Source organism: Jingyaoa shaoxingensis, assembly GCF_014385005.1.
Taxonomy (GTDB): Bacteria; Bacillota; Clostridia; order Lachnospirales; family Lachnospiraceae; genus Marvinbryantia; species Marvinbryantia shaoxingensis.
The window spans coordinates 18524-35062 of the sequence record NZ_JACRSZ010000011.1 but is presented as its reverse complement, the minus strand read 5'-3'; the positions used below and the strand labels follow the sequence as shown (position 1 = coordinate 35062).

Sequence of the window (16539 nt, the reverse complement as noted above, 5' to 3'; positions counted from 1 at the left end):
ATGAATGAGAGCGAAAAAAGAGATGTGCAAGAATACGGAATAACCATAGGGAAGGCGTGCGCTGTTTTCCAGCAGATCAAGAGTGACAAGTACAGCGAGGACGAAAAGCTTCGGGCGATTTGGGCTGTGCTGGATATGCCGACACATAATGGCATTACAAAAGCTACGATTTTGGAAGCGTTCCGCTGGCTCTTTGATTATGCAATAGAGATTGATCCAGAAAGCGAGATAGAGAAATGACAGGAAAATGCGCTTTACCATCGGAGTTTTGCGGACATGATGATTGCTGCATATGCTGCCCGGAGAATGAAAGCTGCAATAGTCAGTGTGGAGAAAAAGATGGGCACGAATATGCAGAGGACTGTCCTTATTACTGGATACCAGAAACAGAAAAGGAGAATGAAGCATGACAGAGCCAATGATGATTACAAAAAATATGAGAAATGACAGAGCGGAAAAAGTCAGCAAAATTATTGAAAATATCAACAGGAATATTAAGAGAGCTTCAGAACAGGGACTGCATGAATGCTATTTTGCTTGTTCAAAAGATAGCTACTCCGAGGCTCCTTTTTACAAGGAGGTCAGAGAAAGATTTGAAAGCTACGGATACAGAATCAAACCTACCGGATATATTGATGGTGTATGGCAGAGAACAGAGCATATCGAGTGGTAAAGCAGAGACAGGAGAAAAAGATGTTCATACAGGAAGACGATCTGAAATTAAATGATTGGCAGTTTGCACAGAGAAAATATCTGCCCTATGAAACTAAGTTGCGTCTCTCACGAAAGCGCATTGAGGAATGGTATGACAACTGGGGCGGTCAAGTGTATTTGAGCTATTCTGGCGGTTTGGACAGCACAGCATTACTGCATATGATAAGAAAAACCGTAGGGCAGGAAGTTCCGGCAGTATTCTCAAATACTGGTTTGGAATTTCCTGAGATAGTAAGATTTGCACGTCGGGCCAGCGGAGAATTTGCCGAAATCTATCCCAAATGGAAAGATGGAAGCAGAGTTACATTTAAACAGGTAGTTGAGAAATACGGATTTCCTTTAATCAGCAAAGAGACCGCGCCAAAGATAAGAAAACTGCGGCATGGGAATCTATCAGACAGATACAGAAACTATTTGCTGAATGGCGATGAAAGAGGAAAGTTCGGTATGCTCCCTAAAAAGTGGAGATTTTTACTGGATACAAAATTTGACATTAGCGAACAGTGCTGTGACATTACCAAGAAAGGACCATTTAAAGATTATGTGAAAAGAACCGGGCGGGTGCCATATATAGGGACAACACAGGACGAGGGTTTCAGACGTGAACACCAATATGCTCATACTGGCTGCAATGTATATGATGGAAAAACAATCAAGAGCCAGCCCCTCGGTCCATGGACAAGGCAGGACGTACTTAGATACATAGTGGAAAATGATGTTGAGATATGTTCTGTATATGGCGATATAAAGCAAACACCAAGCGGCATATACTACACCACAGGCGAACAGCGTACTGGCTGCATGTTCTGTGCTTTTGGCGCACATATAGAAAAGTGTCCGAATAGATTCCAGCGAATGGCAATGACGCACCCAAAACATTATAAGATCTGCATGGAACTGAAAAATAACGGAGTAAGGTATCAGGATGCATTGGAAACATGCGGAATAGAGACCGAAACGTGGGAACAGAACGGACAAATGAATATAATGGATTTTTTAGCATAGGAGGAAAGACTATATGTACGATTGGGAAGATCAGGAGTTTTACGAAAGCAGCCAATATGCAGATGAAATTGAAGCGTTGCAATCAGCGATTCGTAGCTCGATAAGAAAAGAAGTTCTGGAAGAAATGAACCGGTTGCAGGAGGAAAATAAGAAGCTTCAGGGGATTAAGGAACATTTTGAGAGCGTAAAGAGAGATTATGAAAGAAAAAAATCAGAATGTGATCGGATTATTGCAAACGCAGAATATGATGCAAGAATAGCCAGATTTAGCGATTTGATGAAAGATCACAAAGTAATACGCTGGAAAGTGGACTGGGAATTGGCATATGGAGTTAAATGCGATATGTGCGATGATTCCAGACACATAAAGATAACACTTCCGTCTGGGAGAGTGGTTGAAGATAGCTGCAAGTGCAATACAAAAAGCCGACGGTTGTTTTTCCCGGCTCCGCGTGCATTGTATGAAATTTCTGATAGGAATGGGCTGATGGGATGGTATAAACAGTGCACTTCTTCCGATGGAGAAAAATATTATACTATTTCAGATGGATATTTCACAATATGTGACGGAAATAATAAAAAGGTAATGGAGAAATTAAAACGGCATGAAGAGGAATGGATTGACTATGCCTTATATGACAGCAAAGAAGAGTGCCAGAATATTTGCGACGAACTGAATGAAAAAGCAGGGCATCCTGAATGGATTTATAAGATGGATGGTACGCCGATAGTTGGAGAAGGGGGAATATTATGCGACTAATTGATGCGGACAAACTAATTTTGCATTTGAACGATTATGCACTGACAGAAGCACCGGACGAAAGAGAAAGTGCAGGTGAAAGAAGAATATCAAGCGCAGTATATTCTACGATTCAGTGTTGCATGAAAGCAGTAGAAGAACAGCCAACAGCATTTGATACTGATAAGATTATAGACCAATTAGAAGAACTGAAAGAGGAAGATATTTGCAAGAATATGTCATGTTTATTGTGCAAATATACTTCACAATGTGAAACTGGAGAAATGGGTGAAAAAGTTGCAATCGACAGAGCGATTGAAATTGTAAACGAGGCAGAACAGCTAGAGCAAAAAATCATTGGATTCTGGTAACAGAAAGACTGCCAGAGCCAGATAAGCTTATTTTAGTATCATTCAAAAACTGCTCATTTCCGATGATCGGAAGATATAAAGTTGATGGAGATGGCGGTGGCACGTTTAGAATCGGTGACGAGGACGAGAGTTTTATTGAGTACGATTTATATGTGAACGCTTGGATGCCACTGCCGGAATGCTACAAGGAGGAAAAAGAAAATGGATAAGCAGGAAGAAAAATGTGACGGTATTTGCTATGCGCCTGATAAAATGTGCCCATGTGTTGAATGGTGCGAAAAGACCAGAAAAGGAGAATTCTTGGCAACTATTATGGCAGCGTTTTTCGTGTTTGTGATAACAATGATGCTGCTACCGGGAATATTGATGCTGAATTTAGCTGATTGGATTTATGATCGGCTGTGGAGGTAGAGATATGGCAAGCCCTAAAGGCTTTATATTGTACCGGATATGGTATGGCGAATGTATGGCATATCTCGGGAGAACAAAGCAGCCGCTTCAAGCAAGGATCAGGGGACATATGTTCCAGAAACCTATGCACAGAGCAATCAGCATACATAATGTCACAAAGATAGAATATGCAGAGTTTCAGACGGAAGCAGATATGTTCCTGTATGAGATATATTTTATCAATAAGTATAAGCCACCACTGAATGTTGACGATAAAGCACACGATGATCTGACAATAACACTTCCAGAAGCAGACTGGAAAGAATTTGTTCCAGCGAACTGGGAAGAATGGAAGCGAGAGATAAGTGTGCCGGGCACAAAAGATACGGAAGTATGGAACAGGATAAGAAATCAGCGAGCAGCAGAGGCAGGCGGAATTACAGATCTGTTTTGTGAATGAGGTGACAAAATGAATATAAATGGCGAAAGAGTAGATATTTTAAAAGTCAAACATTGTGGATACGAAATGGAATATAGGTGTTATGTGGCACGAACACTGCGTGAGAGAAGTGGAACAGAACGACTTAAAAGCTGTTCTATAGTGATTGATGATTTGTATGATATTGAGAGAATCATAAGTGTGTTACAGGACATGCGGAACGAAATTATACGCAATACGGGCTGGCAAAAAATGAAATAAAACATTGAAAAAATTCCCTGCTGTGATAAAATAGCATTACACAACAGGGAATTTTAATAGGCATCGGCATTAAGCCGATATTTTTTGATCGAGAACCTACCTTATATAAGTAAGTTTTTGATTGTAAAAAGAATCATGCCGGATGCCATGCTGATATTGTAATGGAATTCTTGGATTGACAAATATAGCCGACAAGAATATAATAATAACACAAGACAGTCGGAACGATAGCTGAAACCTATCCGTTTCTGGCATTAATAGAAATTAGAGAAATAGCATCCTACTTTGTCAGAGCGGGGATGCTATTTCTTACTTTTCAGATTTAGAATTTCGATGATGAATAATCCTGTTGTCAAAATAACCATGAATTCTTCATATGTACTCATAAGCCCCACTCTTTTCTGCAAGACTCAGAAACGAGTGGTATCGCATCCTTCCAACTGTTTGAATAGAATATCACAAAGTGAAAAATGATGCAACAAAACATCGGGATTAAACATGGAAAAAGCCGAGGAACATGATCACTTGGATTTTATAATTATCTATTGTTGTATCAGACTTTTCAGTGATTCATAGAATTCCGGATAGCTGATTTTTACGCAATCAGCTCCTTCTATGGTGGTTTCGCCATCTGCACCCAGTGCCCCGACAGCGAAGCTCATGGCAATACGGTGATCCAGATGACTGTCGATCACTGCGCCGTGAAGAGGATATCCGCCTTCAATGATCATGCCATCATCGGTAGCTTCGATATGGGCACCCATAGCTTTTAGGTTCGTGACAACCGTGTCAATACGGTTGCTTTCTTTTACCTTCAGTTCCTGCGCATCTTTGATGATGGTAGTACCTTCTGCGAAGCAGGCCATTACAGCAATCATTGGGATCTCATCAATTAACGTCGGGATAATTTCTCCGCCAACGGTAACACCCTTCAAAGAACTGCTTCGAACTAGTAGATCGCAGGTGGGTTCCCCGCCACTGATCTTTTCATTCAGAATTGTAATGTCACCGCCCATTTCTTTTGCAACTCTTAAAATACCATCTCTGGTTGGGTTGATGCCTACATTTTTGACCAGAATTTCAGAATTCGGGATGATCAGTCCTGCAGCAATAAAATAGGCAGCAGAAGAGATGTCACCTGGGATTTCAATCTTCATGCCTTTTAAGTCTGGTTCTGGTTCGATGGTTGCGGTTGTACCAGATGAAGTAACCTTTGCACCGAATCCAGTGAGCATCAGTTCTGTGTGATTGCGGGAAAGAATCGGTTCTGCCACGCTGGTAGGTGCATCAGCATACAGCCCGGCAAGGAGTACACAGGATTTTACCTGGGCGGAAGCAACCGGAGACTGGTAGGTAATACCGTGAAGCTGGCTGCCGCAGATACGAAGAGGTGCACAGTCGTTTCCTTTTAGACTGGTAATATCTGCGCCCATCATAGATAACGGTGTTATGATTCGTTTCATTGGTCTGGTCTGAATGGAAGCATCTCCATTCAGGACAGTGGTAAAAGGCTGACCGGCCAGAATACCAGAGATCAGGCGAGTGGTAGTACCACTGTTTCCGGTATCCAGTGTATCCGTGGGTTCGCTCAGACCATGGAGTCCTTTGCCGTGAATCAGAATTCGGTCTGGGGTATTTTCAATCTCGATACCCAGCTTGCGGAAACAGGAGATAGTAGAGAGACAATCTGCTCCCTGTAAAAAGTTGGTTACCTCTGTGGTACCTTCAGCCAGAGAACCAAACATGACTGCCCGGTGGGAGATAGATTTGTCTCCCGGGATTGTCACTTCGCCTTTTAAAGATGTTACTTTATGAAAAATCATAATAGACCCTCGATTCAAAATATAATTAATATGGTAATTTCAAAACAGATATAAAAATCTAAACCTCATACACCGTATATCGGTATCTGCGCAGTTCTTCTGCAGCCCGTATTTTAGATTCGGCATCATAGAATTCCACCAACAGAACCGCATCTTCAAATTCTCTGTTATGGACGATTCCGATATTTTTCAACGTAATGCCTCTGCTTGCAAGAATCGTAGACAAAATAGCGATACCACCTGCCTCGTCAACTAGATCGCAATAAAGACGGTGATTTTTCTTGATTGGTCCGGCGGACAGATCAGAGAAAGAATTACGGTAATCTCTGGATTCGCGGAAGAGGGTGTTGATGGCAGAACCGTTTTTCTGCGCCAGAGCAACACGGATATCTTCCAGATTACGGATATAATCATCCAGTACTTTCAGGATATTTTCTGAGTTTGTCATACAGATCTGTTCCCACATCTCAGGGGATGAGGAAGCAATTCGGGTAATATCCTTAAAGCCACCGGCTGCTACCATACGCATAGTCTCAGAAGGAGTATCCTCATTGTGCACCAGATTCACCAGAGCGGCGGCAATCAGATGTGGCAGGTGGCTGATGGCGCCTGTTACAAAATCATGTTCATGATAGTCCAGAACCAGTGGAAGTGCTTTCAGGCTTCGAACCAGTTCTACATAAGCTTCCACGGATTCCTGTGAGACCTGGGAAGTAGGTGTAATAATATAGTAAGCATTCTCCAGAAGATGACGTTTGGCATTGTTAATGCCGGTTTTTTCAGATCCAGCCATTGGATGACCTCCAATAAACTGGGATTCCAGACCAAGTTCGGCTACATGAGTATGAATATCCGTCTTGGTGCTGCCTGCATCAGTAATGATACATCCTGGTCTGATCAGAGTTTTCAGAGTCTGGAGATAGGATGCATTGGCTTCCACCGGCGCACATAAAAAGATATAATCACAGTCTGAAAAACGTTCATCCACCTGCTCACAGGCAATATCAATGATCTGCTCTTTGATAGCATAATCAAGAGTGATATGGCTTCTGGTATGGGCAAGAATCGTAGTGTCCGGGTAATAGTATCTGATGGCTTTTGCGATGGAACCGCCGATCAGTCCCAGTCCGATAAAGCCAATGGTAAGTGGTTGTTTCATGGAATGGTTCGTTCCTTTCTGTAATATAAATGTAATATTCCGGGAGGTATTCTGAACCCGGTAGTATTCATTCTACTATTGGCAGGAATGGATGTCAACGATTTTACGCTTTAAAGTGTAAAAATATTAAAATAATAAATCGTGAATGTTCATATCGGGGTGTGTCACAAGGTCATCCCACATCATTGTGCAGGTATAGGCAGGATCAGACCTTTTGAAACAGTAATCATATATATTAAATTGTATGAATTGAACACAAAATTTGGAAAATACTAACATAGTTGTTGAAAAAATGAAAAAATAATATGGTAAAAATGAATAAATTGCTTGAAAGTTTTAAAAATATTTAGTAAAATATACCCATGGTGCTGAAAAGCATAATTAATTCTTCATAGTGAGATGATTCGCATCTCAATAAACTAGAACTGGAGGAAGGCATATGAAGGTTTATACAACAGACAGGATTCGTAACGTGGTAATCTTAGGACATGGCGGATCAGGAAAAACAAGTTTGGTAGAAGCAATGGCTTATTTATCAGGTGTTACCAGCAGAATGGGAAGTGTTTCTGAGGGAAATACTGTAAGCGATTATGATAAAGAAGAGATTAAGAGGAAATTCTCAATTAATACAACCGTAATGCCGATTATCTGGGGTGACATCAAAGTAAATGTGCTGGATACACCAGGCTACTTTGATTTCGTTGGAGAAGCAGAAGAAGCGGCAGCAGCAGCAGATGCAGCAGTAATCGTAATCAATGGCAAGAACGGAGTTGAAGTTGGTACACAGAAGGCATGGGATTTATGTGAGAAGTATAAGCTGCCTCGTATGTTCTTCGTATCCAATATGGATGTGGACAATGCAAGCTTCCGTCAGGTAGTAGAGGATCTGACGGAGTTATATGGAAAGAAGATCGCACCAATCCATCTCCCGATTCGTGAGAATGAGAAGTTTGTCGGTTACGTTAACGTAGTAAGACAGGAAGGAAGACGCTGGCTGGAGAAGGGCGAGAAGGAGCCGTGTGATATTCCGGATTATTCTATGGAATATCTGGAGAAGTACAGAGAGAATCTTCTGGAAGCAGTAGCAGAGACATCAGAAGAATTCATGGACCGTTATTTTGCTGGAGAAGAATTCTCACCGGCAGAGATCATGGCTGCACTGACCATGAACGTTGATGACGGGTCTATCGTACCGGTAGCAATGGGTTCACCTGTGAATTTCCAGGGTGTTATTAATCTGTTGGATGATATCGTACAGTATTTCCCAAGCCCGGATAAGAGAAAGATCGCAGGTATCAATATGAAGACCAGCGAGATCTATGAAGCAAATTATGACTTTGCAAAAGCAAAATCTGCATTTGTATTCAAGACCATTGTGGATCCGTTTATTGGAAAATATTCACTGGTAAAAGTAGCGTCCGGTGTTATCAAGAATGATGACCTCCTTTATAATGTAAACAGAAACGAAGAAGTGAAGTTAAACAAGCTGTATGTAATGGAAGGCAGCAAGCCAATCGAGATCGCGGAATTACATGCAGGTGATATCGGTGCTATCGGCAAGCTGAATGTTACCAGAACAGGCGATTCTCTGGCAACTAAGAATACACCGATTCAGTATGCAGGAATTGATACTTCCACACCGTATACATATAAGAGATATTTCGCAAAGAATAAAGGTGAAGAAGATAAAGTGGCACAGGCACTGGCTAAGATGATGCTGGAAGACCTGACTATGAAAGCTGTCAATGATGCTGAGAACAGACAGACACTGATCTACGGTATGGGAGATCAGCATATTGATATTATTGCAAGTAAACTTCTTACCAAGTATAAGGTGGAAATTGAACTGGCAAGACCAAAGGTAGCATTCCGTGAGACCATTCGTAAGAACTCAGATGTAGAAGCTAAGTATAAGAAACAGTCTGGTGGTCATGGACAGTATGGTCATGTTAAGATGAGATTTGCCAATTCCGGAGATATGGAGACTCCATATGTCTTCGAACAGGTAGTAGTCGGCGGTGCAGTTCCGAAGAACTACTTCCCGGCAGTAGAAAAGGGTATCCAGGAATCAGTACAGAGAGGACCTCTGGCAGCATATCCGGTAGTAGGTGTGAAGGCAACTCTTTATGATGGATCTTACCATCCGGTAGACTCTTCTGAAATGGCATTCAAGACAGCTGCTATGCAGGCGTTCAAGAAGGGCTTCATGGAAGCATCACCGGTACTTCTTGAGCCGATCGCGTCCCTGAAAGTTACCGTTCCGGATAAATTCACAGGTGATGTTATGGGTGATCTGAATAAGCGCAGAGGCCGTGTACTTGGTATGAATCCGGATCATAAAGGCAGTCAGATTATTGAAGCAGATATTCCTATGATGGAACTGTATGGATATTCTACACAGCTTCGTTCTATGACAGGAGGAGCAGGAATATTTGCATATGAATTTGCAAGATATGAACAGGCACCTTCTGATATTCAGGCAAAAGAAGTGGAAGCAAGAGCGAGCAAAGTAAATACACTGGAGGATTAAGTTCTGTATTATTTGATAATGAGATCTTGAGAATAAAGCAAAAACTTCGCGGCAGTTATTTGACCGCGGAGTTTTTGTATGCTCAGACATAAGTATTTGGCGACACAATTTGAAAAGAAATAGATAGCTTTTCCCAACGGGATAGGATAGAATAGAAAAAGAGTAAAAAAGAAGGGTGACATCAGAATGTTTCATTTAGTGATGGCAGCGGCTGTTGCGGTCGTGCTGACGGCCGGTACGGTGGCAACAGGCGGTAATACTTTGTATGAACAGAGACAACAACTTGAGACAGAACAGAAGAAAACAGTGAATCCCTATGAACTTGGGGGCACCTATGAAAATATGAAGATTATTTATAAATTTGGGAAGAGCAGAGTGGTTCTGACTGCACAGGATGTTGTAGACTGGGTGCGATACTGGCCGGATGGACACTGGGATATAGATGACGCCAGGATTGCAGAATACATAGAGAGCCTTCAGAAGCATTTTGACACCTGGGACCGCACAAAGGTGTTTGAGACAACAGGAAAGAAAATCATTCACTTGACGGGTGATTATGGATGGAGACTGGATCGGGACAAAGAGGTGAAAGAGATCTCAAAGCTCCTGCGAAGAAATGGAACAACGGTACATCCGCTTCATTTTCTGACAGAAGCAGCAGTGCGTTATAATCCTGCAAGAGACTATGGGGATTCTTATGTGGAGATAGATCTGAGCCGTCAGGTACTATGGCTGTATGAAGAAGGCAAAGTGACGGTACGTACGGATATAGTTTCTGGGTTAATGAACACAGACCGACAGACGCCAGGAGGAATTTTCTGTGTAAAATATAAGCAGTCACCAGCGGTACTCAGGGGAGCTGACTATGCTTCGCCGGTTACCTACTGGATGCCGTTTAACGGTGGAATCGGACTGCATGATGCCACCTGGCAGCCAGCTTTTGGAGGGGATCTCTGTTATACCCGCGGGTCACATGGCTGCATTAATCTGCCTCTGGATAAAGCAGAGAAGATATACGAAAAGATAGAGAAAGGATTTCCGGTGATCTGTTATTATTCAGATTCGGAAGATGAGTAATATGAATCAATATGATGTTGCTCCGCTGGAAGGAATCACAGGATATGTGTTTCGAGGTGTACACCACAGGCATTTTCCAGGGGTGAGAAAATATTATATTCCTTTTATTGAGCCTAAGCCAAATGCAAAAAAGATCTTTACAGGAAGAGAACTGGGAGATATTCTGCCGGAGCATAATGAAGGCATTCCGGTGGTGCCACAGATTCTGACCAACAAGTGGGAAGATTTTTTATGGACCGCAGGGCATTTGCAGGAATATGGCTATACAGAGATCAACTGGAACGTGGGATGTCCGGCAAAGACGGTGGTATCCAAGAACCGTGGTTCTGGGTTTCTGGCATTTCCGGAGGAGATCGATGAATTCCTGTATCGGGTATTTGAAAAGACAGATCTGAAGATCTCTGTAAAGACACGAATCGGCAGAGATGCAGCAGAGGAATTTGATCAGCTTTTAGAAATCTATGAGAAGTATCCGCTGGAAGAACTGGTAGTCCATCCGAGAACTCAGAAGGACTTTTATGGCAATACGCCAGATCTGGACGCGTTTGAGAAAGCTGCAAAATGCCGGAAGTTCCCGATTATTTATAACGGGGATATCCAGACAGCAGAAGATCTGAAACGGATTCAAACGCGTTTCCCGGATATCACGCGCTACATGATGGGAAGAGGTGTGCTTCGTAATCCACAACTGATAGAGAATCTGCAGCAGAGTACGTTGCCGGATAAGCAGAGAATATGGAATTTCCTGGATGATCTGGAAGAAGTCTACAGCAGGGAACTGTCAGGAGAGACAGTTGTACTCTTTAAATTAAAAGAGATCTGGTGCTATATGATAAAACTGTTTGATAACCCGGGAAAACAGGCTGGGAAACTGAAAAAAGCAAAACATCTGTCGGATTATAAACAGGCCGCCAGATTAATATTTGAAGAATGTGAGATCAAAGAAAATGATATCTATTCAAATTGCTGATATAAAATTATTTATGAATAAGCTGTTTCTATCAGAGTATTTTGACGCATTTTTGCTGTCTGAAGCAAACTTTGTGACGTTTAATACTTTTCATATCGATGGCATATTACAGCATGCCTATTATTCCGGAGAGGAATTGAAAGAATCCGGTATGGGAGAACAGCGTTTTTCCCTGTGGAAACAGATCCGGCCATTTGCGCTGAGTCTGATAAAGGGAACGCACACACCGCTGGAGTTTAAAATTATCTTTCGCCTCTCAGATTCAAATGTGGAAAAACTCCTTCTGCAGACAGGAATTACAGCGTTTTCCCCGGCAGATGTAGATGGTCTGTTTCTGAACCTGAATTTTTCCAGAGGGGACTTATATTGTATTTCAGGAACATCACTGACCTTGTTTTCTATGGATAAAACTGTAGAGCATGCCTGGGATGATGCAGTGAAAAAGTATCTGAACGCTTTTTTATAAAAAGAAGATAAAGTATTTTATAAAAAGTTTATTAGCACTCGCCATAGATGAGTGCTAATTTTCTCTTGACATCTCATTTTCCTGGTATTATACTCTTGTTAAATGGTGAGGGGAAGAGACCCCGTAAGAATACAACCAAATTTTACGAGAGGTGATTACTATGAACAAAACAGGAAGTCTTTCTATTAACAGTGAGAATATTTTTCCGATTATTAAAAAGTGGCTTTATTCCGATCATGATATTTTCATGCGTGAGCTGGTATCTAACGGATGTGATGCCATTACGAAACTGAAGAAGCTGGCACTGATCGGTGATTACACTATGCCGGATGATTACAAGGGAAAAGTGGAAGTGGTCATCAGCGCAAAGAATAAGACCATGAAGTTCATCGATAATGGCCTTGGTATGACACCGGAAGAAGTAGAAGAATACATTACACAGATAGCTTTTTCAGGTGCCACAGATTTTATTGAAAAATACAAAGATAATGCCAATGGAGATGAGATCATCGGTCATTTCGGACTGGGATTCTATTCCGCATTCATGGTAGCAGATGAAGTACATATTGATACTTTATCTTATAAGGAAGGTGCAGAGCCGGTACACTGGGAATGTGATGGTGGTACAAGCTATCAGATGGAGACTGGCAGCCGTACTACAGTCGGTACTGAGATTACCCTGTTTCTGAATGAAGAGAGTCTGGAGTTTGCCAATGAATATCGTGCACGTGAGGTACTGGAAAAGTATTGCTCCTTCATGCCGACCGAGATTTTCCTGACCAATGCAGATGCAGAACCACAGTACGAGACAGTTCTGAAAGAAGAAGTACTGGATACGGACGAAGTAGTGGAATATATTCATGAAGACGCCAAGACAGAAGAAAAAGAAAACGAGAATGGTGAGAAAGAAGTCGTAGAAGTATCTCCGGCACAGGAAAAGGCGAAGATTAAGAAGCGTCCGGTTTCCATCAGCGATACGCATCCACTCTGGACCAAGCATCCAAATGATTGTACAGATGAAGAGTATCTGGAATTCTATCGTAAGGTATTCCTGGATTACAAGGAGCCGCTGTTCTGGATTCATCTGAATATGGATTATCCGTTTAACCTGAAAGGTATTCTGTATTTCCCGAAGATCAATACTGAGTACGATTCCATCGAAGGAACCATTAAGCTGTACAATAATCAGGTATTTATTGCAGATAACATCAAAGAAGTAATTCCGGAATTCCTGATGCTTCTGAAAGGTGTGATCGATTGCCCGGATCTGCCACTGAATGTATCCAGAAGCGCACTGCAGAATGACGGATTTGTAAAGAAGATCTCTGATTATATCAGCAAGAAGGTAGCTGACAAGCTGAGTGGTATGTGCAAGACAGATCGTGAATCTTATGAAAAATACTGGGATGATATCAGCCCGTTCATTAAATATGGTTGTATCAAGGACAGCAAGTTCAGTGACCGTATGATGGACTACATTCTGGTTAAGAATATCGAAGGCAAGTATCTGACTCTGGATGATTTTATTGCAGAGAATAAGAAAGAAGATAGCACAGAAAACGCAGAGACTGCAGACAAGAAGGACGATGCAGAATTTGAAGAAGATCTGGATAAGAAAGAAGATGCACCGAAGACCACACTGTTTTATGTGACAGATGAAGTACAGCAGAGCCAGTACATCAATATGTTCAAAGAAGAAGGACTGGATGCGGTGATTCTGAAACATAATATTGATTCCCCGTTTATTTCGCTGGTAGAACAGAAGAAGGAAAATGTACAGTTTAAGCGCATTGACGCTGATGTAAATGATACCTTAAAGGCAGAAGATGCAGAAGAAATAACGAAGGAAACAGTAGATACTCTTATTGATGTATTCCGTAAAGCATTGGATAAAGAAAATCTGGATGTGAAAGTAGAGAACCTGAAGAATGAATCTGTTGCATCCATGATTACCCTCTCAGAAGAGAGCAGACGTATGCAGGATATGATGAAGATGTACAATATGGGTGGCATGGATCCTGCTATGTTCGGTGGAGCGGAGACACTGGTGCTGAATGCGAAGAACCATCTGGTACAGTACATTCTGGAACATAAAGATGGAGAATATGTACCGATGATCTGTGAACAGTTGTATGATCTGGCTATGCTCAGCCATGCACCACTTTCACCAGAAGCCATGACTAAATTCATCGCAAGAAGTAATGAGATCATGACAAAACTGGTACAGTAAGAAGATATCAGGAGAATATCTGAATAAGGACAGCAAATCAGGAAGACCATTCAGTTGGAACTCATCATCCGACTGAATGGTCTGTTTGCTTTTAAAGAGTTAAAAAGATTAGCAGGAATTCCCCCTTTTCAAATGGGAATATATGTGTTACTATAATGTAGTATTAAAAACTAGGTCTTAGAGCCGGAGGATGAAATAAATGAGTTATAAGATTATTATTGACAGTTGCGGTGAATTGACAGAGAAGATGAAAGAAGATGGTCATTTCGCATCCGCAGCTTTAACATTATACGTAGATGAACATACGATAGTAGACGATGAGACATTCCGGCAGTCAGAGTTCCTGAGACTGGTAGCAGAGAGCCCGAACTGTCCGAAGTCGGCATGCCCGTCACCGGAGAGTTTTCGTGATAAGTTTGACTGTGGCGCAGAACACGTTTATGCAGTGACACTTTCTTCTGAACTGAGTGGTTCTTACAACAGTGCAGAACTTGGAAAGAACCTGTTTCTGGAGGAACATCCTGAGAAGAAAGCGTATGTATTCAATTCCCGTTCCGCATCTGTGGGAGAGACATTGATTGGTCTGAAGATTCAGGAATGTGAAGAAGCGGGCATGAGTTTTGAAGAGGTGGTAGAGCATGTGGAAGCTTATATTGCGAAGCAGAAAACCTGGTTTGTGCTGGAGAACCTGGATACTCTTCGCAAGAACGGTCGCCTCAGCCATATGAAGGCAATTCTGGCAACGGCTCTGAAGATCAAGCCGGTTATGACTTCCACACCAGAAGGCACCATTGAACAGCTTGCTCAGGCGAGAGGCATGAACAAAGCACTGGTGAAGATGGTAGATTCTATTGTGGAATATGTGGGACATGATCAGGATCGGATTCTGGCAATTTCTCACTGCAACTGTCCACAACGTGCAGAAATGATGAAAGAAGAATTGAGCAAAAGACTGCATCTGAAGGATATTATTGTAGTAGATACTGCGGGAGTCAGCAGCATGTATGCCAACGACGGAGGAATTATTGCCGTAGTATAAAACAATAAATATGCATTATAAAACAGAAAAATATTGACATTTTTTAGCAAAATTCTATAATGAATTTATGAATAGTTTTGGCAGGTTTGACTATTTAATAAATTCGGAGGGAGAAAAGAATATGAAAAAAATGTTAAAGAAACTTTCAAGTGTATTATTGGCAGTTGCAATGCTGGTTACCATGATGCCGGCTGTTGTCGGTGCATCAGGTGGATTGAGTTATGAAAAAAAACAGGTGCTTTATCTTAGCTCAAAAGATAAATATGCGTCAACCTGGGGAAATATCTATGTGAGCGGACTTTCAGCAAAGCAGAAAATTGCCAAGTCCAGTGTAAAGACCAGTAATTCTTCTGTAGTTGCATTAGAATCTCTTAATCATTCGATTTATAATTCTCAGAGCGAGTCTTTTATAAAAGGAATGAAGGGATATAAGAATAGCGGTAAATCAGCAAATATATCTTTTAATGCAAGGAAGACCGGAACAGCAAAAATATCTTTCAAAGTAGGAAATAAGACTTATGCATCTACAGTGAAAGTATTGCCATACTCTAATCCGCTTTCCAGTCTGACAGTAACAGGATTAAAAGGCAATAAGAGTACTAATTTTGCAACGGGAATGAAGAAACAGGCATATGTTTCCGGCGCAAAAGTAGTAAAAGCAACAAAGGGTGCAAAGATCACTTGCAAAGCGGCAAAAGGCTGGGCAGTATCAGGTGTATCTGTGAGCTTCAATAATGAAAACGAAAGCAGATTATACTGCACATTAAAACCAGTATCTTCTATTACACTTCCGATAGGCAATATTTCAGCCAAAGCGCATGGATATATTAATGTGTATATGAAAAACACAAAGACCGGTGGAGCGTTGAATTGCAGTGTTAGTTTTTAAATCTGATATTTTGTAATTGTATTCCACAAAAGAATAAGAGAACCTGCAAATAGATTCTGATTCTGAAAAAAAGGGATGAAAAGTCAGTGACACTGTGATATAATAAAAAAAGGAACTGAGATTTCCGAGTCTGGTCTGTAAAGTGCAGACAATGATAACAGGAGTAATAGTATGAGTCAGGCAAAGGTTGATAAATATAAGCAGGAAAAGGCGAACAGACAGAAGATCATGCGTAAGAAGAAGAGAGAGCGTTTCGCATGGAAGATTGGTGGCTATGTGGTATGTGCACTGGTTGTCTGCTGGATTGGATTTTCTGCATATAACAGGTTTCATGTACCGGTAGCAAAGAGCTATGAGGTATCCACAGGTGTCATTGATGATTATCTGGATGGACTGGATGAAGAATAAGAGAACAAGAAGGCGGGGAGAATGGTTCC

Annotated in this window: 18 protein-coding genes; 16 read left to right on the top strand and 2 right to left on the bottom strand. The window is 41.5% G+C overall.

The window, feature by feature from the left end; genetic code table 11:
• The 8 genes from H8716_RS11125 to H8716_RS11095 all read left to right on the top strand — a co-directional run bounded on the left by H8716_RS11125 (position 1) and on the right by H8716_RS11095 (position 3679).
• A complete protein-coding gene (locus tag H8716_RS11125; protein ID WP_249308907.1) occupies positions 1-240 on the top strand; it encodes a hypothetical protein in 240 nt (79 codons plus the stop codon).
• A 166-nt stretch (positions 241-406) separates the two neighbouring features.
• Positions 407-673, top strand: a complete 267-nt coding sequence (locus H8716_RS11120) for a hypothetical protein (protein WP_249308906.1) — start codon at positions 407-409, stop codon at positions 671-673.
• A 20-nt stretch (positions 674-693) separates the two neighbouring features.
• Complete coding sequence (locus H8716_RS11115; protein ID WP_249308905.1) at positions 694-1719, top strand: phosphoadenosine phosphosulfate reductase family protein; 1026 nt, start codon at positions 694-696, stop codon at positions 1717-1719.
• A gap of 13 nt (positions 1720-1732) precedes the next feature.
• Positions 1733-2479 carry a hypothetical protein gene (locus tag H8716_RS11110; protein ID WP_249308904.1) on the top strand — a complete coding sequence of 249 codons (747 nt, stop codon included), beginning with the start codon at positions 1733-1735 and terminating at the stop codon, positions 2477-2479.
• Positions 2470-2829, top strand: coding sequence for a hypothetical protein (locus tag H8716_RS11105; RefSeq protein ID WP_249308903.1), 360 nt, complete (start codon positions 2470-2472; stop codon positions 2827-2829). Before H8716_RS11110 ends, H8716_RS11105 begins: the two co-directional genes overlap by 10 nt.
• Positions 2820-3038: a DUF551 domain-containing protein gene (locus H8716_RS18070; RefSeq protein WP_408610892.1), complete on the top strand. Its 219-nt coding sequence runs from the start codon at positions 2820-2822 to the stop codon at positions 3036-3038. Before H8716_RS11105 ends, H8716_RS18070 begins: the two co-directional genes overlap by 10 nt.
• Positions 3031-3240, top strand: a complete 210-nt coding sequence (locus H8716_RS11100; RefSeq protein WP_249308902.1) for a hypothetical protein — start codon at positions 3031-3033, stop codon at positions 3238-3240. Before H8716_RS18070 ends, H8716_RS11100 begins: the two co-directional genes overlap by 8 nt.
• 4 nt (positions 3241-3244) lie before the next feature.
• Complete coding sequence (locus H8716_RS11095) at positions 3245-3679, top strand: GIY-YIG nuclease family protein (protein ID WP_249308901.1); 435 nt, start codon at positions 3245-3247, stop codon at positions 3677-3679.
• A 782-nt stretch (positions 3680-4461) separates the two neighbouring features.
• Here the strand turns inward: H8716_RS11095 and aroA are convergent.
• Together aroA and H8716_RS11085 are read right to left on the bottom strand one after the other, a co-directional pair.
• Positions 4462-5742, bottom strand: coding sequence for a 3-phosphoshikimate 1-carboxyvinyltransferase (gene aroA / locus H8716_RS11090; RefSeq protein WP_249308900.1), 1281 nt, complete (start codon positions 5740-5742; stop codon positions 4462-4464).
• A 58-nt stretch (positions 5743-5800) separates the two neighbouring features.
• Positions 5801-6901, bottom strand: coding sequence for a prephenate dehydrogenase (locus H8716_RS11085; RefSeq protein WP_249308899.1), 1101 nt, complete (start codon positions 6899-6901; stop codon positions 5801-5803).
• A gap of 439 nt (positions 6902-7340) precedes the next feature.
• Between H8716_RS11085 and H8716_RS11080 the strand changes: the two genes are divergently transcribed.
• The 8 genes from H8716_RS11080 to H8716_RS11045 all read left to right on the top strand — a co-directional run bounded on the left by H8716_RS11080 (position 7341) and on the right by H8716_RS11045 (position 16510).
• Positions 7341-9431 carry an elongation factor G gene (locus tag H8716_RS11080; protein WP_249308898.1) on the top strand — a complete coding sequence of 697 codons (2091 nt, stop codon included), beginning with the start codon at positions 7341-7343 and terminating at the stop codon, positions 9429-9431.
• Between the two features lie 186 nt (positions 9432-9617).
• On the top strand, positions 9618-10508 hold the full coding sequence (locus H8716_RS11075; RefSeq protein ID WP_249308897.1) for a L,D-transpeptidase family protein: 891 nt from the start codon (positions 9618-9620) through the stop codon (positions 10506-10508).
• 1 nt (position 10509) lies between these two features.
• Complete coding sequence (locus tag H8716_RS11070) at positions 10510-11478, top strand: tRNA dihydrouridine synthase (RefSeq protein WP_249308896.1); 969 nt, start codon at positions 10510-10512, stop codon at positions 11476-11478.
• Entirely contained in the window at positions 11456-11944 is a 489-nt protein-coding gene (locus H8716_RS11065; RefSeq protein ID WP_249308895.1) for a DUF5721 family protein, read from the top strand. Before H8716_RS11070 ends, H8716_RS11065 begins: the two co-directional genes overlap by 23 nt.
• A 160-nt stretch (positions 11945-12104) precedes the next feature.
• Positions 12105-14174: a molecular chaperone HtpG gene (gene htpG / locus H8716_RS11060; protein WP_249308894.1), complete on the top strand. Its 2070-nt coding sequence runs from the start codon at positions 12105-12107 to the stop codon at positions 14172-14174.
• 199 nt (positions 14175-14373) lie between these two features.
• On the top strand, positions 14374-15213 hold the full coding sequence (locus H8716_RS11055) for a DegV family protein (protein ID WP_249308893.1): 840 nt from the start codon (positions 14374-14376) through the stop codon (positions 15211-15213).
• A gap of 121 nt (positions 15214-15334) precedes the next feature.
• Positions 15335-16102, top strand: a complete 768-nt coding sequence (locus H8716_RS11050) for a 5'-nucleotidase C-terminal domain-containing protein (protein ID WP_249308892.1) — start codon at positions 15335-15337, stop codon at positions 16100-16102.
• Between the two features lie 171 nt (positions 16103-16273).
• Positions 16274-16510, top strand: coding sequence for a hypothetical protein (locus H8716_RS11045; RefSeq protein ID WP_249308891.1), 237 nt, complete (start codon positions 16274-16276; stop codon positions 16508-16510).
• The last annotated feature ends 29 nt before the right edge of the window (positions 16511-16539 follow it).